This window comes from Pseudomonas sp. KCJK8993 (assembly GCF_046230915.1).
GTDB lineage: Bacteria > Pseudomonadota > Gammaproteobacteria > Pseudomonadales > Pseudomonadaceae > Aquipseudomonas > Aquipseudomonas piscis.
The window spans coordinates 1-20,627 of sequence record NZ_JBJJLO010000070.1; the positions used below are offsets into that span (position 1 = coordinate 1).

At 66.9% G+C, this 20,627-nt stretch carries 20 protein-coding genes and 1 pseudogene; 15 read left to right on the forward strand and 6 right to left on the reverse strand.

Going from position 1 to position 20,627, the window contains the following annotated elements; all coding sequences use genetic code 11:
* Positions 1-270, reverse strand: a 270-nt coding sequence (locus ACK6AU_RS20445; protein ID WP_409301018.1) for an SDR family NAD(P)-dependent oxidoreductase, incomplete at its 3' end; no start/stop codon positions are given.
* 302 nt (positions 271-572) lie between these two features.
* Here ACK6AU_RS20445 and ACK6AU_RS20450 point away from each other — a divergent pair.
* Genes ACK6AU_RS20450 through ACK6AU_RS20470 form a run of 5 tightly spaced genes read left to right on the forward strand, consistent with a single transcriptional unit; the run spans position 573 to position 8,262 of the window.
* Positions 573-4,775 carry an amino acid adenylation domain-containing protein gene (locus tag ACK6AU_RS20450; RefSeq protein ID WP_409301046.1) on the forward strand — a complete coding sequence of 1,401 codons (4,203 nt, stop codon included), beginning with the start codon at positions 573-575 and terminating at the stop codon, positions 4,773-4,775.
* A gap of 31 nt (positions 4,776-4,806) precedes the next feature.
* A complete protein-coding gene (locus ACK6AU_RS20455) occupies positions 4,807-5,562 on the forward strand; it encodes an SDR family oxidoreductase (RefSeq protein WP_409301020.1) in 756 nt (251 codons plus the stop codon).
* Positions 5,563-5,594: 32 nt separating this feature from the next.
* Positions 5,595-6,410, forward strand: coding sequence for a 2OG-Fe(II) oxygenase (locus ACK6AU_RS20460; protein ID WP_221775222.1), 816 nt, complete (start codon positions 5,595-5,597; stop codon positions 6,408-6,410).
* A gap of 53 nt (positions 6,411-6,463) precedes the next feature.
* Positions 6,464-7,363: a phosphoserine phosphatase SerB gene (gene serB, locus ACK6AU_RS20465; protein ID WP_409301022.1), complete on the forward strand. Its 900-nt coding sequence runs from the start codon at positions 6,464-6,466 to the stop codon at positions 7,361-7,363.
* Positions 7,360-8,262 (forward strand): DMT family transporter, encoded by a 903-nt coding sequence (locus tag ACK6AU_RS20470; RefSeq protein WP_185698925.1) that lies wholly within the window; start codon positions 7,360-7,362, stop codon positions 8,260-8,262. Before serB ends, ACK6AU_RS20470 begins: the two co-directional genes overlap by 4 nt.
* A 60-nt stretch (positions 8,263-8,322) precedes the next feature.
* Here the strand turns inward: ACK6AU_RS20470 and ACK6AU_RS20475 are convergent, their stop codons facing one another.
* Positions 8,323-9,639, reverse strand: a complete 1,317-nt coding sequence (locus ACK6AU_RS20475) for a Na+/H+ antiporter family protein (RefSeq protein WP_185699046.1) — start codon at positions 9,637-9,639, stop codon at positions 8,323-8,325.
* A 1,503-nt stretch (positions 9,640-11,142) separates the two neighbouring features.
* On the opposite strand from ACK6AU_RS20475, the pseudogene ACK6AU_RS20480 reads away from it, so the two are divergent.
* A pseudogene (locus ACK6AU_RS20480) lies at positions 11,143-11,289 on the forward strand (HAMP domain-containing protein); the annotation flags it as partial.
* Between the two features lie 102 nt (positions 11,290-11,391).
* Positions 11,392-12,147 (forward strand): methyl-accepting chemotaxis protein, encoded by a 756-nt coding sequence (locus tag ACK6AU_RS20485; RefSeq protein WP_409301049.1) that lies wholly within the window; start codon positions 11,392-11,394, stop codon positions 12,145-12,147.
* Between the two features lie 159 nt (positions 12,148-12,306).
* Here the strand turns inward: ACK6AU_RS20485 and ACK6AU_RS20490 are convergent, their stop codons facing one another.
* Genes ACK6AU_RS20490 through ACK6AU_RS20505 form a run of 4 tightly spaced genes read right to left on the reverse strand, consistent with a single transcriptional unit; the run spans position 12,307 to position 14,907 of the window.
* Positions 12,307-13,620, reverse strand: a complete 1,314-nt coding sequence (locus tag ACK6AU_RS20490) for a sensor histidine kinase (protein ID WP_185698923.1) — start codon at positions 13,618-13,620, stop codon at positions 12,307-12,309.
* On the reverse strand, positions 13,617-14,285 hold the full coding sequence (locus ACK6AU_RS20495) for a response regulator transcription factor (protein ID WP_185698922.1): 669 nt from the start codon (positions 14,283-14,285) through the stop codon (positions 13,617-13,619). The genes ACK6AU_RS20490 and ACK6AU_RS20495 overlap by 4 nt, the downstream gene beginning before the upstream one ends.
* Positions 14,285-14,599, reverse strand: a complete 315-nt coding sequence (locus ACK6AU_RS20500; RefSeq protein WP_031320197.1) for a PepSY domain-containing protein — start codon at positions 14,597-14,599, stop codon at positions 14,285-14,287. The genes ACK6AU_RS20495 and ACK6AU_RS20500 overlap by 1 nt, the downstream gene beginning before the upstream one ends.
* Complete coding sequence (locus ACK6AU_RS20505; RefSeq protein WP_185698921.1) at positions 14,599-14,907, reverse strand: PepSY domain-containing protein; 309 nt, start codon at positions 14,905-14,907, stop codon at positions 14,599-14,601. The genes ACK6AU_RS20500 and ACK6AU_RS20505 overlap by 1 nt, the downstream gene beginning before the upstream one ends.
* 160 nt (positions 14,908-15,067) lie before the next feature.
* Here ACK6AU_RS20505 and ACK6AU_RS20510 point away from each other — a divergent pair, with 160 nt between their 5' ends.
* The 8 genes from ACK6AU_RS20510 (at position 15,068) to codB (ending at position 20,492) form a co-directional block, all read left to right on the forward strand.
* Positions 15,068-16,147: a patatin-like phospholipase family protein gene (locus tag ACK6AU_RS20510; protein WP_409301026.1), complete on the forward strand. Its 1,080-nt coding sequence runs from the start codon at positions 15,068-15,070 to the stop codon at positions 16,145-16,147.
* Between the two features lie 126 nt (positions 16,148-16,273).
* The gene (gene queD, locus ACK6AU_RS20515) at positions 16,274-16,630 is read left to right on the forward strand and encodes a 6-carboxytetrahydropterin synthase QueD (protein ID WP_022639769.1); all 357 of its coding nucleotides are present in this window, start codon (positions 16,274-16,276) and stop codon (positions 16,628-16,630) included.
* A 78-nt stretch (positions 16,631-16,708) separates the two neighbouring features.
* Positions 16,709-17,173 (forward strand): GNAT family N-acetyltransferase, encoded by a 465-nt coding sequence (locus ACK6AU_RS20520; RefSeq protein ID WP_185698919.1) that lies wholly within the window; start codon positions 16,709-16,711, stop codon positions 17,171-17,173.
* 17 nt (positions 17,174-17,190) lie between these two features.
* The gene (locus ACK6AU_RS20525) at positions 17,191-17,694 is read left to right on the forward strand and encodes a nucleoside 2-deoxyribosyltransferase (protein ID WP_409301028.1); all 504 of its coding nucleotides are present in this window, start codon (positions 17,191-17,193) and stop codon (positions 17,692-17,694) included.
* Between the two features lie 60 nt (positions 17,695-17,754).
* On the forward strand, positions 17,755-18,378 hold the full coding sequence (locus ACK6AU_RS20530) for an NUDIX hydrolase (RefSeq protein WP_185698917.1): 624 nt from the start codon (positions 17,755-17,757) through the stop codon (positions 18,376-18,378).
* Positions 18,379-18,460: 82 nt separating this feature from the next.
* A complete protein-coding gene (locus tag ACK6AU_RS20535; protein ID WP_185698916.1) occupies positions 18,461-18,835 on the forward strand; it encodes a hypothetical protein in 375 nt (124 codons plus the stop codon).
* Positions 18,832-19,029, forward strand: a complete 198-nt coding sequence (locus ACK6AU_RS20540; protein ID WP_022639774.1) for a helix-turn-helix transcriptional regulator — start codon at positions 18,832-18,834, stop codon at positions 19,027-19,029. Before ACK6AU_RS20535 ends, ACK6AU_RS20540 begins: the two co-directional genes overlap by 4 nt.
* 194 nt (positions 19,030-19,223) lie before the next feature.
* Positions 19,224-20,492: a cytosine permease gene (gene codB, locus ACK6AU_RS20545; RefSeq protein ID WP_185698915.1), complete on the forward strand. Its 1,269-nt coding sequence runs from the start codon at positions 19,224-19,226 to the stop codon at positions 20,490-20,492.
* The last annotated feature ends 135 nt before the right edge of the window (positions 20,493-20,627 follow it).

Sequence of the window (20,627 nt, forward strand, 5' to 3'; positions counted from 1 at the left end):
GATCCCGGCATTGTTCACCAGCAACGCCAGGGGTAGCGGGCGTCGATCCAGGGCCTCGAACAACGCCATGACCGCCACCGGCGAAGCGATGTCCAGCTGCCAGCTCCAGGCCACGCCACCTGCGGCGCCGATCGCCTCCTCCACTTGCCGGGCCGCCTCGCCGTCGTGCTCGTAGGTCAGGCACACCTCATACCCCAGCAGCCCAAGCTGACGGGCCACCGCCGCGCCTATTCCACGACTGCCACCGGTTACCAATGCCAAGCCTTTCATAGTGATTTCCTTATCCGGTCTAGTTCAAGAAACCTTACAAGCCAAAGTTAAAAGAACAACTAATTTTTATAATCCCCACTTCCAAAAAGTGTCAACACCGAAGTTCACCAACGGCAACTTATATATAGCCCATATAAAAGCATACGCAGCCGATATTGGACGCAAGGTCCCGTGCTGCATAGCCTGCAGGCCAACTCGCTCATCTGTTGATGTTTTCCAGGCCGGCCACTTTGGCCACAAGGAAAGTTCTAATAACGGAGATGGAAATGGCTGAACTTCTAATAGAGCGGCTGACCGGATGGATGTCACGGTCGGCAGAACAAGTCGCACTCAGCGATGCCTCCCGGCAAATGACTTATTCAATGTTGGAACGAGATGCCCTGGACCTGGCCGGGCAAATCCGCGCACGCGGTATCGGCGCAGGACAACTGGTGGCAGTGGTCGGCCCCAGGTGCCTGGAAGTGGTGGTCGGGCTGGTGGCCGTGATGTTCAGCGGCGCCGCCTACACCATAGTCGAGGTCGCCTCCCTGGAAGAGGACGCCAGCCCGCGCCTGGAGCAGATCGGCGCCGACCTGGTGCTGGCCGTGGGCGGCTACGCCCTGATGCAGCGCGATGCGCAGAACGACGCGCTGCGCTATGCCTTCGATGCCAACTGCCGCGCCGCTGCCCCTGCACCGCAACCGACCGGTGCCGGAGGCGATGCAGCCGCCTACGTGCTCTATACCTCCGGCTCCACCGGTACGCCCAAGGGCGTCGCGGTATCGGCCCGCAACATCGCCCACTATTGCCAGGGCGTCGCCCAGGCGCTGGGCATCGTCGACGGCCTGCGCTATGCCCATGTCAGCACCCTGGCGGCCGACCTGGGCAACACCGGATTGTTCCTCGCGCTCTGGACCGGCGGCAGCCTGTACATCGCCGACGAATACGAACGCAAGGACCCCCGGGCCCTGTATCGGTTGCTGGGCGAACAGCGCATCGACGTGCTGAAGATCACCCCCACCCACTGGCGCACCCTGCTCGACCAGGCCGCGGCGGCCCCTGGGCCGCGTCCGGCCCTGGGCTGGCTGTTGCTCGGCGGCGAAGCCCTGGAGCCGCCACTGGCGCGCAGCACCCTGGCCAGCGGCTTGGTCGCCCGGCTGTTCAATCATTACGGCCCGACGGAAACCACGGTCGGCGTCACGGTCCAGCCAGTGCTGGCCGAACAGTTGGCGGCACTGGGCGACGCCAGCGTGCCCATTGGCCGGGCGCTGGGAGACAGCCAGCTGCGGGTGCTGGACGACCAGGGCAACCCGTGTCCGGTCGGAGCCATCGGCGAGCTGTTCATCGGTGGACCGCAAGTGGCCCTGGGCTACTGGCAGCGACCGGACCTGGATGCCGGGCGCTTCGTCGAATTCCAGGGCCACAGGTTCTACCGCTCCGGCGATCGGGTCCGGCTCGACGACCAGGGGCGCCTGCACTTCGCCGGGCGGGCCGACCGCCAGGTCAAGGTCAACGGCTACCGGGTCGAGTTGGGACATGTCGAAAGCGCGCTCCAAAGGCTGCTGGAACAGCGGGCGGTGGTGGTCCATCGCCGCTTCGCCGAGCGCGACTACCTGCTGTGCGCCTATGAAGGGCCGCCCAGGAGCGACGGCTGGCTGCGCGCCGGGCTCGCTCGGCAGGTGCCGGGCTACATGTTGCCGTTGCGCTTCGATAACCTTGCGCACCTGCCCATGAATGCCAACGGCAAGCTCGACCGCCAGGCCGTCGAGCGCCGGTTGCAGGAAGGTTTCGCCGCGACCATGGCCAGCGCCCTGGACGACCAGGTCCAGGCCGACGAACCCTACGCCAAGCTGGTGAACGCCTTCCGCCGCCACTGCCGGGCAACGAGCGTGGCGCCCGACAGCGACTTCTTCGACCTGGGCGGCGACTCCCTGGACGCCGTGCGCTTGATCTCCGAGCTGCAACTGGAGGGTTTCGACGTCAGCGCCCGGGCCTTTTTGGGCAGCCCCACCCTCGCCGGCCTGGTGGCCCAGTTGCAACAGGCCAGCGCCCCCGTCGAGCCCGGGCACAACCGTGCCGAACAGGCCAGCCGGGGCATCGCCGGCCCGGCGCAACAGTGGTTCCTGCAACAGGATATGCGCGAGCCCGACCGCTGGACCCAATCGATGCTGGTGCAAGCCGAAGTGCGCCTGGATGCCGAGCGCCTGGGCCAGGCCTGCCTCCAGGTCTTGCAGGCCCACCAGATGCTGCGCTCGCGCTTCGCCTTCGACGGCCAGCGCCAGGCCTGGGTATCGGAAGCCGGCGCCGCCTATGCCGAGGTGTTCTCCGAACTGGATGCCGGGGCCGCCGTCGACGCCAGCCTCGACGACCTGGTCAACCGTCGCTATGCCGTGCTTGAAAGCCGCTTGAGCATCAGTGCCGGACGCTTGTTCTTCGTCGAGCTGATCACCCACCGGCACCAGCAGTACCTGTTGCTGGTGGCCCATCACCTGGCCGTGGACGTGGTGTCCTGGAGCCTGATCCTCGACGAGTTGATGATCCGCTACACCAGCGACAACCGCGCCACGCCCCTGCGCTGCGCCAGCTATGCCGACTGGGTCGGGCACCTGCAAGCCCACCACGAACTCCTGTCCCGGGACGCCGGCTACTGGCGCCAACGGCTCGCGAGCCCAGCGCAACAACCGTTCCCCGCCGGCCAGGAACAAGACGCCCAGACCGCCTGGATCGCCTTCGACGCCGAGCAGACCGCGCGCATCATGGCTGGCGCGGCGCGCAGCGGGGTGTCCATCGACCAGTACCTGCTGGGCCACTACCTGGCCCTGGCGAGCCGGCAATGGCCCGAGCCGGTGCTCAACGTGACCTTCGAGAGCCACGGGCGCCTCAGTCTCGACGACCAGACCGAGATCTCGCGTACCGTGGGCTGGTTCACCGCCGCCTTTCCCCTGGCCCTGGACGCCGCCGAGCTGGCCCGCGAGCCAATCGCCACGGTTCGCCAGGCCCTGGCCGCGGTTCCCCACCTCGGACACTCCTATGCCAGCAGCGGGTTGCCGGCGTTCGCCACACGCCACTGCTTCAACTACCTGGGCAAGACCCGCCTCGGCCTGCGCGATGACTGGAAACTGCGCCCGGCGGCCGTGACCTACGCCGGGCTGCGCGGTCGCGAGAACCCGCGGATCAACCAGTTCAAGCTCACCGGCCGGCTGGTGGGCGAGCAATTGATCCTGGACCTGAACTTCAACGCGCTGGCCACCCCGGCGGCGCTGATCGGCGAGTTCGCCCAGGCCCTGCGCGGGGCCTTGCTCGACGGCCAGGCCTCGGCGGGCGGCGTACAGCTGTCCGGCGGCAGCTCCAGCGGCGCCTTGTGGAACATCCCCGCAACGGTGATCGGCAGCCATGGCGTGGCACTGCCGGGCAAGGCGGCGCAGAACATCCTGCTGACCGGCGCCACCGGCTTCATCGGCATCCATGTGCTGCGCGAATTGCTGGAACAGAGCAGCGCGACCCTGCATTGCCTGGTCCGGGCGGACTCCCCGAGCGCAGCCCGGGCTCGCCTGGCTGCCGCCTGGAGCCACTTCTTCAGCGATGCCAGCGCCTTGCCCCGGGAACGGGTGCAGGTCTGCGTCGGCGACATGAGCCAGCCCGGTTTCGGCCTGTCCCAGGCCCAATGGCACAACCTGGCCGGGAGCATCGATGCGGTCTACCACTTCGCCGCCGATACCCGCCTGGTGGGCAGCCGCAGCGACATGCAGCGCAATATCGTGTTCCCCACCCATGAACTGGTGCGCTTCGTCGAAAGCGGCCACGCCAAGGCCCTGCACTTCATGTCGACCCTGGCCGTCAGCGGCTGCTACCGGGGCGCCGAGCCGGTGGTGTTCGACGAGGACGCGCTGGACGTGGGCCAGGACTTCCTCAACGAATACGAGCGCTGCAAGTTCCTCGCCGAAGGCATAGTCCGGGAACTGGCGTACCGCGGGCACAGCGCCTTCATCTACCGCTCGGGCAACGTTACCGGCCACTCCCAGACCGCGATGTTCCAGCGCAACGCCAATGCCAATCGCTGGGTACAGTGCATCAACGCCATCGCCCATGCCGGCTACGCACCGGCGCAGTACGACGAACCGCTGGTACTCAGCCCGGTGGACATCGTCGCCCGGGGCATCGTCAGCCTGTCCCTGGACCCGTCCCTGCGCAGCGGCACCTACCACGTCGACTCGCCCTACGCGATTTCCTCGGACCTGTTCGTCGCCTCGCTGCAAGACCTGGGCATCCCGATCAAGCGGGTCCACGCACACAGCCTCAAGGACGCCCTGGAACGCTCGGGCAAGACCACCCAGGCCGAAGTGGCGCTGGGCCTGTTCTGGGCCTCGCGCGAGGCACGCAACCTGACCTACGACCACTCACGGACCCTGTCGCGCCTGCAAGAACACCGGGTCGAGTTCTCCCAACTGTCCCGGGACTGGGTGTTCACGTTCGTCCGGCGCTTGAAGGATCTCGGATTGTTCGGGTACGCCCGGACCAACGGGTGACCACGGCCACCCCCACTTGAAGGAGCAAGCAATGAACAATCATTCGACCGTGGCGATCTCCGGCGGCACCTCGGGCATTGGCCGCGCCGTCGCCCAGGTGCTGGTGCAAGCCGGGGCCAACGTGGCCCTCAGCGGCCGCGACCAGGCCCGCCTGGAGCAGGTCTGCGCAGCGGCCAACGACAACGCCAGAAAGGCCGTCGGCATCGCCATGGATGCCTGCGACCCGGCCCATGTGCCGCAACTGTGGCGGGCCGGCGAGCAAGCCTTCGGCGAGCCGCCCAGCGCCTTCGTACTGTGCGCCGGGCGTGGCCTGCCGGGATCGCTGCTGGGCTCGGACAGCGCGCAGTGGCAAGAGCTGGTGGACGTCAACGTGCTGGGCGCCATGCATCAGCTGCGCGCCGCGGCCAAGGCCTTCCTCGAACGCCGGCGCAACAGCGAGCGGGTCCAGGACATCGTGGTCATCGGTTCCACCGTGGGGCGCCAACTGTCCGCCGGCAACCCGGTCTACGGCGCCACCAAGTTCGCCCTGCATTCGCTGGTGGAGTCCCTGCGCCAAGAGCTGGCCAGCAGCCTGGTCCGGGTGACCCTGATCGAGCCCGGGTTCGTGCGCACCGGCTTCCAGGAAACCGCCGGCTACGACATGCAAGTCTTCGCCGCCCTGGAACGCGACCAGGGTCCGTTCCTCGGCCCCGAGGACGTGGCCCGCGCCATCCGCTTCGTGCTCGAACAACCCGCACACGTGCACATCGACGACATCCGCATCCGCCCTTCGCGGCAACGCATCTGACCCGCAACGTCACTTCCCAAGAGGATCCATGCATGAACATGCTCGTAAAACCTGCAAGAAGAGAAACCGCGCCACCGGTGGTGGCCAGCGAACTGACCACCGACACCCTGCTGGCCCTGGCCGCCCGGGAGATCGGCGCGATCCACGTCAAGGGCTATTACCCGGTGGCGATCGCCGAGCGGGCCGCCGAGGCCGCCATCGAGCACCCCAAGCTGGGCTACTACAACAAGAAGTACACCAGCAGCGTCGGGCGCATCTGCACGCCGCACATCGATTCGGAATGGAACCAGGAAGCCGGTCGCAAGTACCACGCCGAGGCGGTGGAGAACATCCAGGACCTGCGCAACCTGTTCGAACCGCACCTGACCCCGGCCGACAAGATCCGCCTGCAATTGCAGGAATACTGGCCAGGTGGCGCCAACATCCAGCGGCTCTACGGCCATGCCTGCTTCGTCGGCGCGATCCGCGTGTTCAAGCCATCCTCATCGCGGTTCTACCCGCACAACGACACCATCATCGAGGAGTCGGATGCGCCGGAACTGGAGGGCATCGAAGAGCAACTGGTGGCCAACATGTACCTGCGCACCCCGCAACAGGGCGGCGACCTGCAGCTGTGGCTGCGTGACCCGAGCCCCGAGGAACTGGTGCTGATCCGCGATGTGGAGGGCCTGCTGCCGGAGAAGGTGGAGACGCCGCCGCTGGTGCTGCATCCGGATGCCGGCGACCTGATTATCTTCAGTTCGCGCATGCTGCATGCAGTGACTCCCAGCGAAGACAGCTATCGTATCGGTATGGCGGCCTTCATTGGCTGCTATGGCAGCGACCGGCCCCTGACCTACTGGAGCTGATCGTCCCATGGACGTGGCGCCGCTCCGAGGCGGCGCCACCTTGGCGACAGGTTATGACACGACACCTCATTCTGTTCGGCTTCACCCCGGCACGACAGGCGGCCCTGGCCAGCGACCTGCACCAGCTGGGTTTCGATTCCCCCCGGCACGACCACGGCGGCCTCAGGGTCCAGTGGCAACCGTGCCATGAAGCGCGGCGCGGGGAACTGTTCAACGGCCTGCGCGAGTTGGCCACGGATTTCGCGGTGCTGCCCCCGGGCCTGGCCCTGGCGGACTTTTGCCTGCTGGCCTGCGACATGGACTCGACCCTGATCGAAGTCGAGACCATCGTCGCCCTGGCAGGCCTCGTCGGCGCCGCCGGGGAAGTCGGGCGCCTCACCGAGCGGGCGATCAGCGACGCCCGGGACGACTACGCCGCCAGCATGCGCTATCGCATCGGCTTGCTGCGCGGCCTGGCCGTGGCCGACCTGCATCGGCTGATCGAGCGCACCGTGCGGTTGTCCCCCGGCGCCGCCGAACTGATCGCCATCGCCACCCGGGCCGGCCTGCGGACCGCCATCGTCAGCGGCGGTTTCGACCTGGTGGCCCAGGGCATCAGGCAGCGCCTGGGCATGGACGAGGCGTTCGCCCACAAGCTGGAAGTGGTCGAAGGGCGCCTGAGCGGCACCCTGCTCGGCGAGGTGATCGATGCCCCGGGCAAGGCCGCCATCGTCCAGCGACTGTGCGCCCGCCATGGCATCGCCCCGCGGCAGGTGATCGCCGTCGGCGACGGTGCCAACGACCTGGACATGGCCCGCCAGGCCGGGTTGTTCGTCGGTTTCCGGCCCAAGCCGGTGCTGCTGCCGGCCTGCGACATCGTCCTCGACCATGGGGGCCTCGACAGCCTGTCCACGGCCCTGGCCCTGGCCCGAGACCGCCAAGCCGAGGGCCTGCGGGCCGGGGCGGTCCAGTGAAGAGCCTGCCGCCAACGTTGCGCCAGCGGCCGGACCTGTGGATCTCCGGCCTGTTCCTGCTGCTCTGGTCGTCGGGCTTCGCCATCGTCAAGGTCGGGCTGCAGTACTGCAGCCCGATGATGTTCCTCTGGCTGCGCTACGTGATCGTGGTGCTGGTGCTGCTGCCGGTGGTGCTGGTGCAGCGTCCGCCCCTGCCCCGAGGCCGGCCCCTGCTGGCGATGATCGCCAGTGGCGTGCTCATGCAGTGCGTGTATTTCGCCGGGACCTACCTGGCCATCGATGCCGGGATCAGCGCCGGACTGCTGGCACTGATCGTCTCGCTGCAACCGGTGGTGATCGGCGTCGCCTCGCCCTTGCTGCTGCGCGCGCCGGTGGCCGGCCGCCAATGGCTGGGGCTGTTGCTGGGGTTCCTCGGGGCGGCGGTGGTGATCCTGGCCAAGTCCGGCGTGGAACGCTTCACCGCGCTGGGCATGGGCCTGGCCTGGCTGTCGCTGCTGGGCCTGAGCGCCAGCGTGCTGCTGGAGAAGGCCTCGACCCCGCAGCCGATCATCCTTTCGCTGTTCAGCCAGTACCTGCTGGGCATGCTGCTGGTCTCGCCCCTGGCCTTCACCTTCGATGCCCAGCCGATCCAGTGGAACTGGGCCTTCGTCGGTTCCCTGGGCTACCTGTCGTTCTTCAATTCGCTGCTGGCGATCGCCTTGCTGATGCTGCTGGTACGGCGTAACGAGGCGGCCAGGGTGTCGGCGGTGTTTTTCCTGGTACCGCCCTGCGCGGCCCTGGTGGCCTGGCTGCTGCTGGGCGAGCCGATGCCCTGGCTGGCCTGGGGGGGCGTGGTACTGGCCGCCATGGGCGTGCGCCTGTGCAGCGCGCCCGCGCCGGGCAAGCCATTGCTCAAGTGATCGGTAAGACGGCCTGAGGCCAAAGGGGAGCCGGCCGGGCTCCCCGGGCGGGGACGTTGCTCAGAGCACCATGGCCGCGACCCAGCCAAAGGCCAGCAGCGGCAGGTTGTAGTGCAGGAAGGTCGGGACCACGGTGTCCCAGATGTGGTGGTGCTGGCCGTCGATGTTCAGGCCCGAGGTCGGGCCCAGGGTCGAGTCCGAAGCTGGCGAGCCGGCGTCACCCAGGGCCCCGGCGGTGCCGACGATGCAGACGATGGCCACCGGGCTGAAGCCCAGCTGCACGCACAACGGCACGAAGATCGCCGCCAGGATCGGCACGGTGGAGAACGACGAGCCGATGCCCATGGTCACCAACAGCCCCACCAGCAGCATCAGCAGCGCGCCCACGCCCTTGCTGTGGCCGATCCAGCTGGCCGACGCCTGGACCAGGCTGTTGACCTGGCCAGTGGCCTTCATCACCTCGGCGAAGCCTGAGGCGGTGATCATGATGAAGCCGATCATGGCCATCATCTTCATGCCTTCGGTGAACAGCTCGTCGGTCTCGCGCCAGCGCACGATGCCCGACATCGAGAAGATCAGGAAGCCGCACAGGGCGCCGATAATCATCGAGTCCAGCAACAGTTGGATGACGAACGCGGCGACGATGGCCAGCCCCGCCACCAGCAGGGTCCGCGGGTTGTACTGCACCTCGACCTGCTCGACCTTCTCGATCCGGCCCAGGTCGTAGACGCGCTTCTTGCGGTAGCTGACGAACGCCAGCAACAGGCCGCAGACCATGCCCAGGGCGGGAATGCCCATGGCGTGGGTGACGTTGACCTGGCTGATATCGACACCGCTGCGCGCGACGTTGGCCAACAGGATCTCGTTGAGGAAGATGTTGCCGAAGCCCACCGGCAGGAACATGTAGGGGGTGATCAGGCCGAAGGTGATGACGCAGGCGATCAGGCGCCGGTCCAGCTGCAGCTTGGTCAGCACGTAGAGCAGCGGCGGCACCAGCAGCGGGATAAAGGCGATGTGGATCGGCAGGATGTTCTGCGAGGCGATGGCCACCCCCCACAAGAGGCCGATCAGCAACCATTTGACCTGGCCGCCGCCATTGGCGTCCTGGCGATCCACCAGCAGCAGGATCTTGTCCGCCAGGGCGTGGGCCAGGCCGGACTTGGCGATGGCCACGGCGAAGGCCCCGAGCAAGGCATAGGACAGGGCCACCGTGGCCCCGCCGCCCAGGCCGCTGTTGAAGGCCTTGAGCGTGGCCTCGATCCCCAGGCCGCCGGTGAGGCCGCCCACCAGCGCGCCCACGATCAGGGCGATCACTACATGCACGCGGGACAGGCTGAGCACCAGCATCACGCCTACCGCGGCAATTACTGCGTTAATCATCGTTACCTCATTACTGCGGGCAAAAGCCGCGCAAAAGCCAGTGACCGACCGGAGGGCAGCAGGCTGCCGACATCGGGATGAAAGAGCTTGTTGTTAGAGGGCGCGCACTTTGCAGCAGTGGGCCCGGCTTGTCAAAACCGCGGCCCGGCGCCCATCGGCACCCGGCCTCGTATGGCTCGCAGGGCCGCAATGGTCGCCAGGACGCTGAAGGTCCTGCGGACCTTGGCGCAGCCTCGCGGGCTCGGCAGCGGCGACACATATGGGGGGTGACGGATTTCGAACGCTCGTTTAAAGAAACCCGATCAACGGCCGCTACAGTGCAAAGTCTCAGATATTTATCGAATAAAGGACGTCTCCATGTCGCTCAGACAACTTTCCATCCAATGGAAGATCACCTTGCTGGCCGGACTCTGCCTGTTGGGCATCGTGTCGCTGTTGGTGGGGCTTTCGCTGTATCGCATGGAGCACAGCTCCGAGATGGTCAAGGCCTCGAGCATGGAGATGCTCAATGAAGCCGCCCAGGCCCGGATCGAGGCCCAGGGCGAAGTCCAGGCCCTGGGGATCCGCCAGCAGTTCATGGACGCCTATCAATACGGCCACGGTTTCTCGCGCCAGGTGCTGTTCCTGCGTGAACAGGCCGAGAAGCGCTTCCTCGATGCCTTCGACCTGCGCGAGGACTTGACCCGCCAGGTCAAGTCGGCACTGCAGGCCAATCCCGACCTGCTGGGCCTGTCCCTGGTGTTCGAGGCCAACGCCCTGGACGGCAAGGACAGCCTGTTCAACGGCCAGACCGAACTGGGCAGCAACGAGCAAGGCCGCTTCGCCCTGTACTGGTCGCAACCGACCCCGGGCCAGCTGACCGCCATGGCGCTGCCGGAAAGCGACATGAGCAATACCCGCACCGGCCCCAGCGGCCAGCCGGCCAATGCCTGGTTCACCTGCCCGCGCAGCACCCTCAAGCCCTGCGTGATCGAGCCCTACTTCTATGACATCGCCGGGCAGCAGGTGCTGATGACCAGCATCGTCTTCCCGCTGCTGGTGGACGGCAAGGTCATCGCCTCGCTGTCGGTGGACATCAACCTCAACAGCCTGCAGGCGGTCAGCCAGAACGCCAGCCGCAAGCTCTACGCCGGCCAGACCAATGTCAGCATCGTCAGCCCCGAAGGCCTGCTGGCCGGCTACAGCCCCGACGCCAGCAAGCTCAGCCAGCGCCTGGACAGCGTCGACAGTGCCAACGGCGCCGAGCTGATCCGCCAGCTGGCCAGCAGCACCCAGACCCGCAGCCTGCACAATAACCACGAGCTCAAGGTGCTGGCGCCGTTCACCCCGATTCCCGGCGGCAAACCCTGGGGCGTGCTGCTGGACGTGCCGGAAAAGGTCCTGGTGGGCCCGGCCGAGGCGCTGAAGACCGAACTGGATGCCAGCAACAGCAGCGGCACCCTGATGGAGCTGGGCCTGGGCCTGCTGGCCGCGGTGGTCGGCCTGCTGCTGGTATGGCTGATGGCCCGCGGCGTGACCCGGCCGATCCTCGGCGTGGCCGCGATGCTCCAGGACATCGCCAGCGGCGAAGGCGACCTGACCCGCCGCCTGGACTACGACAAGCAGGATGAACTGGGGCAACTGGCCGGCTGGTTCAACCGCTTCCTGGACAAACTGCAACCGATCATCGCCGAGGTCAAACGCTCGGTGCAGGACGCCCGGGGCACCGCCGACCAGTCGTCGGCCATCGCTACCCAGACCAGCGCCGGCATGGAACAGCAGTACCGCCAGGTGGACCAGGTGGCGACCGCCTCCCATGAGATGAGCGCCACCGCCCAGGACGTGGCCCGCAGCGCCGCCCAGGCCGCCCAGGCCGCCCGGGATGCCGACCAGGCGACCCAGCAGGGCCTGACCGTGATCGACCGCACCACCCGCGCCATCGACCTGCTGGCCACCGACATGAGCACCGCCATGGGCCAGGTCGAAGGCCTGGCCAGCGACAGCGAGCAGATCGGTTCGGTACTGGAAGTGATTCGCGCCATCGCCGAGCAGACCAACCTGCTGGCCCTCAACGCGGCCATCGAAGCGGCCCGGGCCGGGGAAGCCGGGCGTGGTTTCGCAGTGGTGGCCGATGAAGTGCGCAACCTGGCCCAGCGCACCCAGGAATCGGTGGAAGAAACCCGCCAGGTGATCGAACAGTTGCAGAACGGCACCCGCGACGTGGTGGCCTCCATGGGCAACAACCATCGCCAGGCCCAGGGCAGCGTCGAGCAGGTGGAACAGGCGGTGACCGCCCTGCGCCAGATCGGCGCTGCGGTGACGGTGATCAGCGACATGAATCTGCAGATCGCCAGCGCCGCCGAACAGCAGAGCGCCGTGGCCGAGGAGATCAACAGCAACGTGGCGACCATCCGCGACGTCACCGAATCGCTGTCGGAACAGGCCAACGAGTCGGCGCGGGTCAGCCAGTCGCTGAACAGCCTGGCCAACCAGCAGCAGGGCCTGATGGACCAGTTCCGCGTCTGACCCCGCAGCCGCTGCCGAGCCTGCGAGGCTGCAACAAGGCCCGCAGGGCCTTCGGTGCCATCGAAGGCGACGTCCTCTTCGGAGTCGATTGCCGCCTTCGACAGCGGCGACACCGCCAGCCCGGCCCCCGGCAGCAGCGCAAAGTGGCCCCTGGCAAGCTCAGCGCCGGGGCAGCTCGATCTCGACCCGCAAGCCGCCCAGGGGGCTTTGCCCAAGGCTCAGGCGGCCGCCCCAGGCCTCGACGATATCGCGCACGATGCCCAGGCCCAGGCCGTGGCCGTCGGTCTGTTCATCCAACCGGGCGCCACGGCTGAACACTTCATCCCGGCGCTGCTCCGGAATCCCCGGGCCATCGTCGTCTACCGCCAGGCAAAAGCCCGCGGCACCCTCCTCGACCTGCAGCCGCACTTGCGCATCCGCCCACTTGCAGGCGTTGTCCAGCAGGTTGCCCAACAGTTCCAGCAGGTCCTCGCGATCCCAGGGCAGGCGCAGCCCCGGCGCCGCGTGGTAGCTGAGCTCCAGGTGCTCGCCGTGGATCATGTTCAAGGTCGCCAGCAGCCCCGGCAACTCGGCATCGCACTCGAACAGCGCGCCGGGTAGCGCATCGCCGGCCAGCCGCGCCCGGTTCAATTCGCGGTTGAGCCGCGACTGCACCTGTTCCAGTTGCTCCAGGAGAATCCGCCGCACCTGCGGCTGGGCCGCCAGCTTCGGTCCCGAGGCCAGGCTCAGCAGCACCGCCAGGGGCGTCTTCAGGGCGTGCCCGAGGTTGCCCAGGGCATTGCGCGAACGCTTGAGACTGTCTTCGGTGTGCGCCAGCAAATGGTTGACCTGGGCCACCAGCGGCTCCAGCTCCACCGGCACCTGGGCATCGAGCTGGGAGCGCTGGCCCAGCTGCAGTTGGGCGATCTGTTCGCGGGCCGTCTCCAACGGACGCAAGGCCCGGCGCACGGTCAGGCGTTGCAGCAGCAGGATCAATAACAACCCCGCCAGGCCCAGCCCAAGGCCAATCTGGCGCATGCGCTGGAAGCTCTCGCGCACCGGGGTGTAGTCCTGGGCCACGCTGATGCTGATGGTCTGGCCGAAACGCTTGTAGTCGCTGCGCAGCACCAACAGTTGCTGGCCCTCGGGGCCCAGTTGCAGGTTGCCTTGCAACCCGGCCTGCTCCAGTTGCGGCAAGTCCTGGTCCCACAGCGAGCGGGAGCGCCAGTGCACATTGGCGAAGTCGATACGAAAGTAATGCCCGGAGAACGGCCGCTGATAGGCCGCCGAGAGCCGCCGCTCATCCAGCTGCAAACCTTGCGGACCGCGAACCAGGGCCAGCAGCAGGCTTTCGCTGGCGTTGCGCAGGCCAGCCTCCAGGTAGCGTTGCAGGCCCACCTCGAACAACCACAGGCTGGTCTGTGCCAGCGCCAGCCCGACCACCAGCATCACCCCCACCAGGCCCAGGCTCAGGCGGCGCTGGATCGACCTCACGAGGACGCCCCGCCGAACAGGTAGCCTTGGCCCCGACGGGTTTCGATGACGCTGCGCCCCAGTTTGCGGCGCAAATGGTTGACATGGACTTCCAGTACGTTGGAATCGCGCTCGGTCTCGCCGTCATAGAGGTGCTCGGCCAGGTGGCTTTTGGAAAGGATCTGCTGCGGATGCAGCATGAAGTAGCGCAGCAAGCGGAATTCCGCCGCAGTGAGTTGCACGTCCTGGCCATCGCGGACCACGCACTGGCGGCCTTCGTCCAGCTGCAGGCCGGCGGCCTGCAGGGTCTGCTGGTTGGCCTGGCCATGGGAACGGCGCAACAAGGCCTGGACCCGCAGGTGCAGTTCTTCGGGATGGAACGGCTTGCTCAGGTAATCGTCGGCGCCGGCCTTGAGCCCTTCGATACGCTCGGCCCAGGAGCCCCGGGCCGTGAGGACCAGCACCGGGGTGGCCAGGCCGTCGGCCCGCCATTGGCGCAGCACGTCCAGGCCCGGCACGCCGGGCAGGCCCAGGTCGAGGATGATCAGGTCATAGGGTTCGCTGGCCCCCTGGTACAGGGCGTCGCGCCCATCGGCCAGCCAGTCCACGGCATAGCCTTGGCGGTTCAGCCCTTCGAGCAACTCGTCGGCCAGGGATACATGGTCTTCCACCAGCAGCAAGCGCATCAGTCGTCTTCCTCGTCTTTCAACAGGCGCCCGGTGGCGGCCTCCAGGTCCAGCTCGCGAACCACGCCGTCCACGGTCAGCAACTCGACTTCATAGATGTACACGTCGTGTTTTTCTTCCAGTTCGGCCTCCAGCAACTTGGCCCCGGGATAACGGTCCATGGCTTGTTGCAGCAGCTGCTCCAGGGGCAGGATCACCCCTCGCTGGCGCAGGCGCAGGGCCTCGTCCTGGTCCAGGTCGCGGGCCACCGCCAGCGAGCAGAACAACAACAGCGCCAGGGCCAGCCGGCTGCCGAGGGGCAATCTCCGATTCATTAGGTGTCCTGATGATCCTTGAGTACCTGGCCGCTCACGGCGTCCAGTTCCAGGTCCCACTCCAGCCCCTGCGGGTCGCGCAGCTCGACCTGGTAGATGTACTTGCCGTACTCCTCTTCCAGCTCGGTTTCGCTGATGCTCGCCCCAGGATGCCGGGACAGGGCCATGGCATTGAGTTTTTCAAAGGAGGCAATGGTACCAGCGTCGCGCAGGCGCAGGGCTTCGTCGGGCCCCAGGTCGCGGGCCTGGGCCAGGCTCGCGGTGAGGGCGATCAGGGTGGTGGCGAACAGGGTGGTCAGGGTCTTCATGGCAGGTCTCCAAGGCAGTGGCCAATGGCCAATGCTGTCCACGATACCCGGGGCAACTTAATTGAAGCTGAATCTGCCGCAGCGCCCTGGCAGAACTTTCATTCGGCCCCAATGGCCATGCTTCTCTATACTCGACGGCTGATCCGCAAGCGAGCCCGGTATGCCTGCCATCCATATCAAGTTTCCCGCCCTGACCCTCAAGGCCGGCCCGCGCGCCTTGGCGCGCATCCGCCGCCAGGGCCTGCACGCCGGTGAAGTCGGCACCTTGCCCGGCGCTGCCGGCGGTCCCAAGGCCCTGGGCATCCAGGGGCTCGACCTGGCCCTGTTCGGCGAATGGTTGCCAGCGGTGCCCCGCGAACGTTCGCTGATCGGCGCCTCGGTGGGCTCCTGGCGGTTCGCCAGCGCCTGCCTGCCGGACGCCGCCGCAGGCATCCGCCGCCTGGGCCAGCTGTACAACGCCCAGAGTTTCGCCAAGGGCGTGACCATGGCGCAGATCAGCCAGAGCTCGCGGCAGATGCTCGACGACCTGCTCGAGGGCCGCGATGCCAGCATCCTCGACAATCCCCACTACCGACTGAACATCATGGTGGTCAAGAGCCACGGCCTGCTCGCCGATGACCATCGCGGGCGCCTGGGCCTGGGCTTGTCCTCGGTGATCGCCGATAACCTGCGCGACCGCGCGCGGCTGTCGCGGCATTTCGAACGCCTGGTGCTGCACGACCCACGCCTGGCCCCGCCGCTGCATGCCCTGGAAGACTTCCCCTCGCGCTTCGTCCCCCTGGATCGCGGCAACCTGCGCCAGGCGCTGCTGGCCTCGGGCTCGATCCCCATGGTCATGCAGGGCGTGCGCGAGCTGCCCGGCGCCGGTGCCGGCACCTTCCGCGACGGCGGCCTGCTGGACTACCACCTGGACCTGCCCTACAGCGGCAGCGACATCGTGCTCTATCCCCACTTCACCGACCGGGTGATCCCCGGCTGGTTCGACAAGACCCTGCCCTGGCGCCGGGCCAGCCCCGAGCGCCTGCGCGATGTCCTGCTGCTGGCGCCATCGCGGGAATACCTGGCGCGCCTGCCCTACGGCAAGCTGCCGGACCGCAACGACTTCAAGCGCTTCATGGGCGACGACGCCAGCCGGCAGAAATACTGGCGCAGCGCCATGGATGAAAGCCGGCGCCTGGGCGACGAGTTCCTCGAACTGGCCAGCCAGGGTCGCCTGGGCGAGCGCCTGCAGCGCCTCTGATGCCCGACATCGCTGCGCAAGAACCCTTCGATCAGGGTTTTTCCGTAACCGGGGGCAAGCTGATAAACTCGCCGACTGCCTCAATTCGCCCCAGGGCGATGCCATCCGACAGAGCTGACCGATACCGTGGAAATCTTCAAAGAATTTACCTTCGAATCCGCCCACCGCCTGCCTTTCGTGCCTGAAGGCCACAAGTGCGGCCGCCTCCATGGCCACTCGTTCAAGGTGGCGATCCACTTGAGCGGCGAGGTCGATCCGCATACCGGCTGGATTCGCGACTTCTCGGAAATCAAGGCCATCTTCAAGCCGCTGTACGAGCGCCTGGACCACAACTACCTGAACGACATCCCGGGCCTGGAAAACCCCACCAGCGAGGTCCTCGCCAAATGGATCTGGAACGAGCTCAAGCCCCTGCTGCCGGAACTCAGCGCGATCCGCATCCACGAGACCTGCACCAGCGGTTGCATCTATCGCGGCGAATGAGCCGACCTGAAACCATCCCACGGGGTGGTTTTTTCATGCCTATGCTTGCCCCACTCCCGCCTCCCGAGCATTCGCGCCATGCCCTCGACCCCGCCACCGACCATCCGCCCCGCCGCGCCACCTGACCTGGCCGCCATCGAACGCATCGCCAAGAACGCCTATGCGCCCTATATCGCGCGGCTCGGCCGGGAACCGGCGCCCATGCTCGAGGACTATTCCTGCCTGGTACTGGCCCGGCAGGTCTGGGTCCTGGAGGAGCAAGATGCGATCGCCGGCTTCGTCGTCCTGCTCGATGCCCAGGAGGCCCTGCTGCTGGACAACCTGGCGGTCAGCCCCGGGGCCCAGGGCCGTGGTCATGGCCGCCAGCTGCTGGCCTTTGCCGAACGACAGGCCCTGGCCGCCGGTCACAGTTGTGTGCGCCTCTACACCAACCAGGCGATGACCGAGAACATCGCCCTGTACCGCCGCCATGGCTACGTGGAAACCCACCGCGCGGTGGAGAACGGACTGCACCGGGTGTACATGAGCAAACCGCTGGACTGAACCGCACAGGAGTTCCCATGCCGCCACGTATCTACCTTGCAGGCTTCGATGTGTTCCGCGCCGATGCGCAGGACCATGGCGAGTACCTCAAGCGGCTGTGCCAGGCCCAGGGCCTGCACGGGCTGTTTCCCCTGGATAACCAGGCGCCACCGGGCCTCGCGCCAGAGGCCACCGCGCAGTGGATCTGCCGGCAGAACCTGCAGATGATCCGCGACTGCACGGCGCTGCTGGCCAACCTCAACGATTTTCGCGGCCTGGAGCCGGATTCCGGCACCGCCTTCGAAGTGGGCGCGGCCATCGCCCTGGGCAAACCGGTGTGGGCCTACTTCGAAGGCCCCGCCACCCTGCGCCAGCAAGTGCCCCACGATGACGCCGGGCGCGACGCCCAGGGCTTGGCGGTGGAGGACTTCAACCTGCCGCGCAACCTGATGCTGGCCTGCAGCTGGAGCGGCCTGAGCCCCCATGTGGAAGCCGCCATCCGCGACCTCGGGCGCTGGCTGGCGCGTACAACCCCGGCTTGATCCCTGGGCCATGGCGGTCTAAAACAACTCTCTTCGCCTTGAAGTCGCAGGAGCTCTCCCATGGAAAGCAGCTGGCTGACCCACGCCAAACGCCTGCAGGCCATCGCCTCCACCGGCCTGCATTTCTGCAAGGACGCCCACGATCGCGAGCGCTATCGGGAAGTCGCCGAGATCGCCCACCAGATGCTCGCGCAGTTGGGCAACGTGCCGCTGGAACGCATCACCGAACTGGTATCGGACTTCGCCCAGCGCTATTCGACGCCCATGGTGGAAGTGCGCGGCGCACTGATCGAGGACCACAAGATCCTCCTGGTACGGGAGACGACCGACGGTCTCTGGGCCTTGCCCGGCGGCTTTGCCGATGTCGGCCTGTCGGCCAGCGAGAACGTGATCAAGGAAATCCACGAAGAGGCCGGGATCGAGGTGGCCGTGCGCGGCCTGTACAGCATCCGGCACAAGGCCAAGGGCCCCTACAAGGCCGACCATCGCGATTTCTACAAGCTGTATTTCCTCTGTGACCGGCAACAGCGCCGGGCACCGGTGGCCGGTAGCGAGGCCAGCGAGGTCGGCTTCTTCGCCCTGGACCGACTGCCGCCGCTATCCCTGGGGCGCACCGTGGAGCGGGACATCCACGAAGCGTTCGACTTCCACCAGGGCAAGACCGCGCGGGTGCAATTCGACTGAGTACCAGCCGATGTAAAGCAAGCTTGACAGCGGCATGTCGCTCCACCTAATGTAAAGCGCACTTTACATAAGGAGATCGCTCATGGGCGCCAAGCGCTATATCGTGGAATTCACCCTGACCCTGCTGGCCTATATCGCCTGCGTGGCGTTCAGCAGCCATTGGCTGGAAGGCATGGCGTCGGGCCCGGGCAAGATCGCCCTGGCCCTGGTACCGGTAGTGCCGATGATCGCCATGGCCCTGGCGGTGGTCCGGCAATTGCGGCGCCTGGACGAAATGGTCCGGCGCGTCCAGCTCGAGGCCCTGGCCTTGTCCTTCGTCTGCACCGCGCTGATCACCTTCAGCTACGGCTTCCTGGAGACCGTCGGCCTGCCCAGGTTGTCGATGTTCTACGTGTGGCCGCTGATGGGCCTGATCTGGGCCCTGGCCACGGTGGTCGGCATGCGGCGCTACTCATGAATAACCAGGTACGCGAACTGCGCACCCGGCAAGGCTGGTCCCAGGCCGAGCTGGCCACCCGGCTCGAGGTGTCGCGCCAGACGGTGAACGCCATCGAGACCGGCCGCTACGACCCCAGCCTGCCCCTGGCCTTCAAGATCGCGCGGGCTTTCCAGATGCCCATCGAAGATATCTTCAGCCCGGACCCGGACTGACCTCTATCGGTGCGCCCTAGCCTGTTGCACCGGGCTGCGCACCGTTTTACCCCAGCGTGCTTCAACGTCTTGCCCCGGGGATTGGCTATAACTGCTGGAGCGCCCCGGCTCCAGCGGCGGCGTCCAGCCATGGCCGTCGAAAATGGCACGGCACCTGCAGCACCGCGTCGCGCCAATCGAACCAGGGACAGGCCATGACCCAGCACGCACCCGGCAACGACTACCCCTTGAGCGAAGTCCCGCAGCATGCCCGCAAGGGCCTGGCCTCGATGGCCATGGTGCTGCTGGGCTTCACCTTCTTCACCGCGACCATGTTCGCCGGCGGCAAGCTGGGCGTGGCCTACGACTTCCCCACCCTCTTGGCGGTGATCGTCCTCGGCAACCTGCTGCTGGGGCTGTACGCCGCGAGCCTGGGCTACATCGCTTTCAGCAGCGGGCTCAACTCGGCCTTGATGGGGCGCTTCTGCTTCGGCGAGCGAGGCAGCAAGCTCAGCGACCTGATCCTGGGCTTCACCCAGATCGGCTGGTATGCCTGGGGCACCGCCACCGCCGCCGTGGTACTGGGCAAGTACTTCCAGCTCGACCAGGGCGCGGTGCTGGGGTTGATGCTGCTGTTCGGCATGGGTTTCTGCGCCACGGCCTACATCGGTTATCGCGGGCTGGAGCTTTTGTCGTGGATCGCGGTCCCGGCCATGGGCCTGCTGCTGGTGCTCTCGATGTGGACCGCCACCGAGCAGGTCGGCGGGCTCGACGGCCTGCTGGCACGGCAACCCAGCGGCGCGCTGGACCTGTCCACCGCCATCACCCTGGTGTTCGGCACCTTCGTCAGCGGCGCGACCCAGGCCACCAACTGGAGCCGTTTTTCCCGTTCGGCACGGGTCGCGATAGCCGCCAGCCTGATCGGCTTCTTCATCGGCAACGGCCTGATGGTGCTGATCGGCGCCTACGGCGCCATCGTCTACCAACAACCGGACGTAGTCGAAGTCCTGCTGCTGCAAGGATTCGCCATGGCAGCCATGGCCATGCTCCTGCTGAATATCTGGAGCACCCAGGACAACACCATCTACAACTTCGCCGTGGCCGGCTGCAACCTGCTGCGCACCGACCGACGCAAGAGCGTGACCCTGGTGGGCGCGGTGATCGGCACCCTGCTGGCGATGCTCGGCATGTACGACCTGCTGGTGCCCTACCTGATCCTGCTGGGCACGGTGATCCCGCCGATTGGCGGAGTGATCATGGCCGACTTTTTCTATCGCTGGCGCGGTCGCTACCCGCGCCTGGCCGAGAGCCAGCTGCCGGCCTGGAACTGGCCGGGCCTGGGCGCCTACGGCCTCGGCACCCTGGCCGCGTTCTGCTCGCCCTGGGTCGCGCCGCTGGTGGGCATCGGCGTCGCCAGCCTGGGCTACATCCTCTTCAGGACGCTGCTGGGCGGGCGCGCGCCGATCGCCGCCGACACGGCTTGACCCGACAGCCGCCCAGCGCTGTTGTCTATCCGCTGCGCCGCAGGTCTATCATGGCCCCATCCAGAACATGACCGCCGGGCCAAGGCCCGGATCCGGCGGCAACCTTTCCGACCGCCTGCCCGAGGAACCACCGCG

Bases quoted from the DNA above. Each gene is read 5' to 3' on its own strand.
- ACK6AU_RS20450 (WP_409301046.1), top strand. From the start codon at position 573: ATGTCACGGTCGGCAGAACAAGTCGCACTCAGCGATGCCTCCCGGCAA.
- ACK6AU_RS20455 (WP_409301020.1), top strand. From the start codon at position 4,807: ATGAACAATCATTCGACCGTGGCGATCTCCGGCGGCACCTCGGGCATT.
- ACK6AU_RS20460 (WP_221775222.1), top strand. From the start codon at position 5,595: ATGAACATGCTCGTAAAACCTGCAAGAAGAGAAACCGCGCCACCGGTG.
- serB (WP_409301022.1), top strand. From the start codon at position 6,464: ATGACACGACACCTCATTCTGTTCGGCTTCACCCCGGCACGACAGGCG.
- ACK6AU_RS20485 (WP_409301049.1), top strand. From the start codon at position 11,392: ATGGAACAGCAGTACCGCCAGGTGGACCAGGTGGCGACCGCCTCCCAT.
- ACK6AU_RS20495 (WP_185698922.1), bottom strand. From the start codon at position 14,285: ATGCGCTTGCTGCTGGTGGAAGACCATGTATCCCTGGCCGACGAGTTG.
- ACK6AU_RS20500 (WP_031320197.1), bottom strand. From the start codon at position 14,599: ATGAATCGGAGATTGCCCCTCGGCAGCCGGCTGGCCCTGGCGCTGTTG.
- ACK6AU_RS20505 (WP_185698921.1), bottom strand. From the start codon at position 14,907: ATGAAGACCCTGACCACCCTGTTCGCCACCACCCTGATCGCCCTCACC.
- ACK6AU_RS20510 (WP_409301026.1), top strand. From the start codon at position 15,068: ATGCCTGCCATCCATATCAAGTTTCCCGCCCTGACCCTCAAGGCCGGC.
- ACK6AU_RS20520 (WP_185698919.1), top strand. From the start codon at position 16,709: ATGCCCTCGACCCCGCCACCGACCATCCGCCCCGCCGCGCCACCTGAC.
- ACK6AU_RS20525 (WP_409301028.1), top strand. From the start codon at position 17,191: ATGCCGCCACGTATCTACCTTGCAGGCTTCGATGTGTTCCGCGCCGAT.
- ACK6AU_RS20530 (WP_185698917.1), top strand. From the start codon at position 17,755: ATGGAAAGCAGCTGGCTGACCCACGCCAAACGCCTGCAGGCCATCGCC.
- ACK6AU_RS20535 (WP_185698916.1), top strand. From the start codon at position 18,461: ATGGGCGCCAAGCGCTATATCGTGGAATTCACCCTGACCCTGCTGGCC.
- ACK6AU_RS20540 (WP_022639774.1), top strand. From the start codon at position 18,832: ATGAATAACCAGGTACGCGAACTGCGCACCCGGCAAGGCTGGTCCCAG.
- codB (WP_185698915.1), top strand. From the start codon at position 19,224: ATGACCCAGCACGCACCCGGCAACGACTACCCCTTGAGCGAAGTCCCG.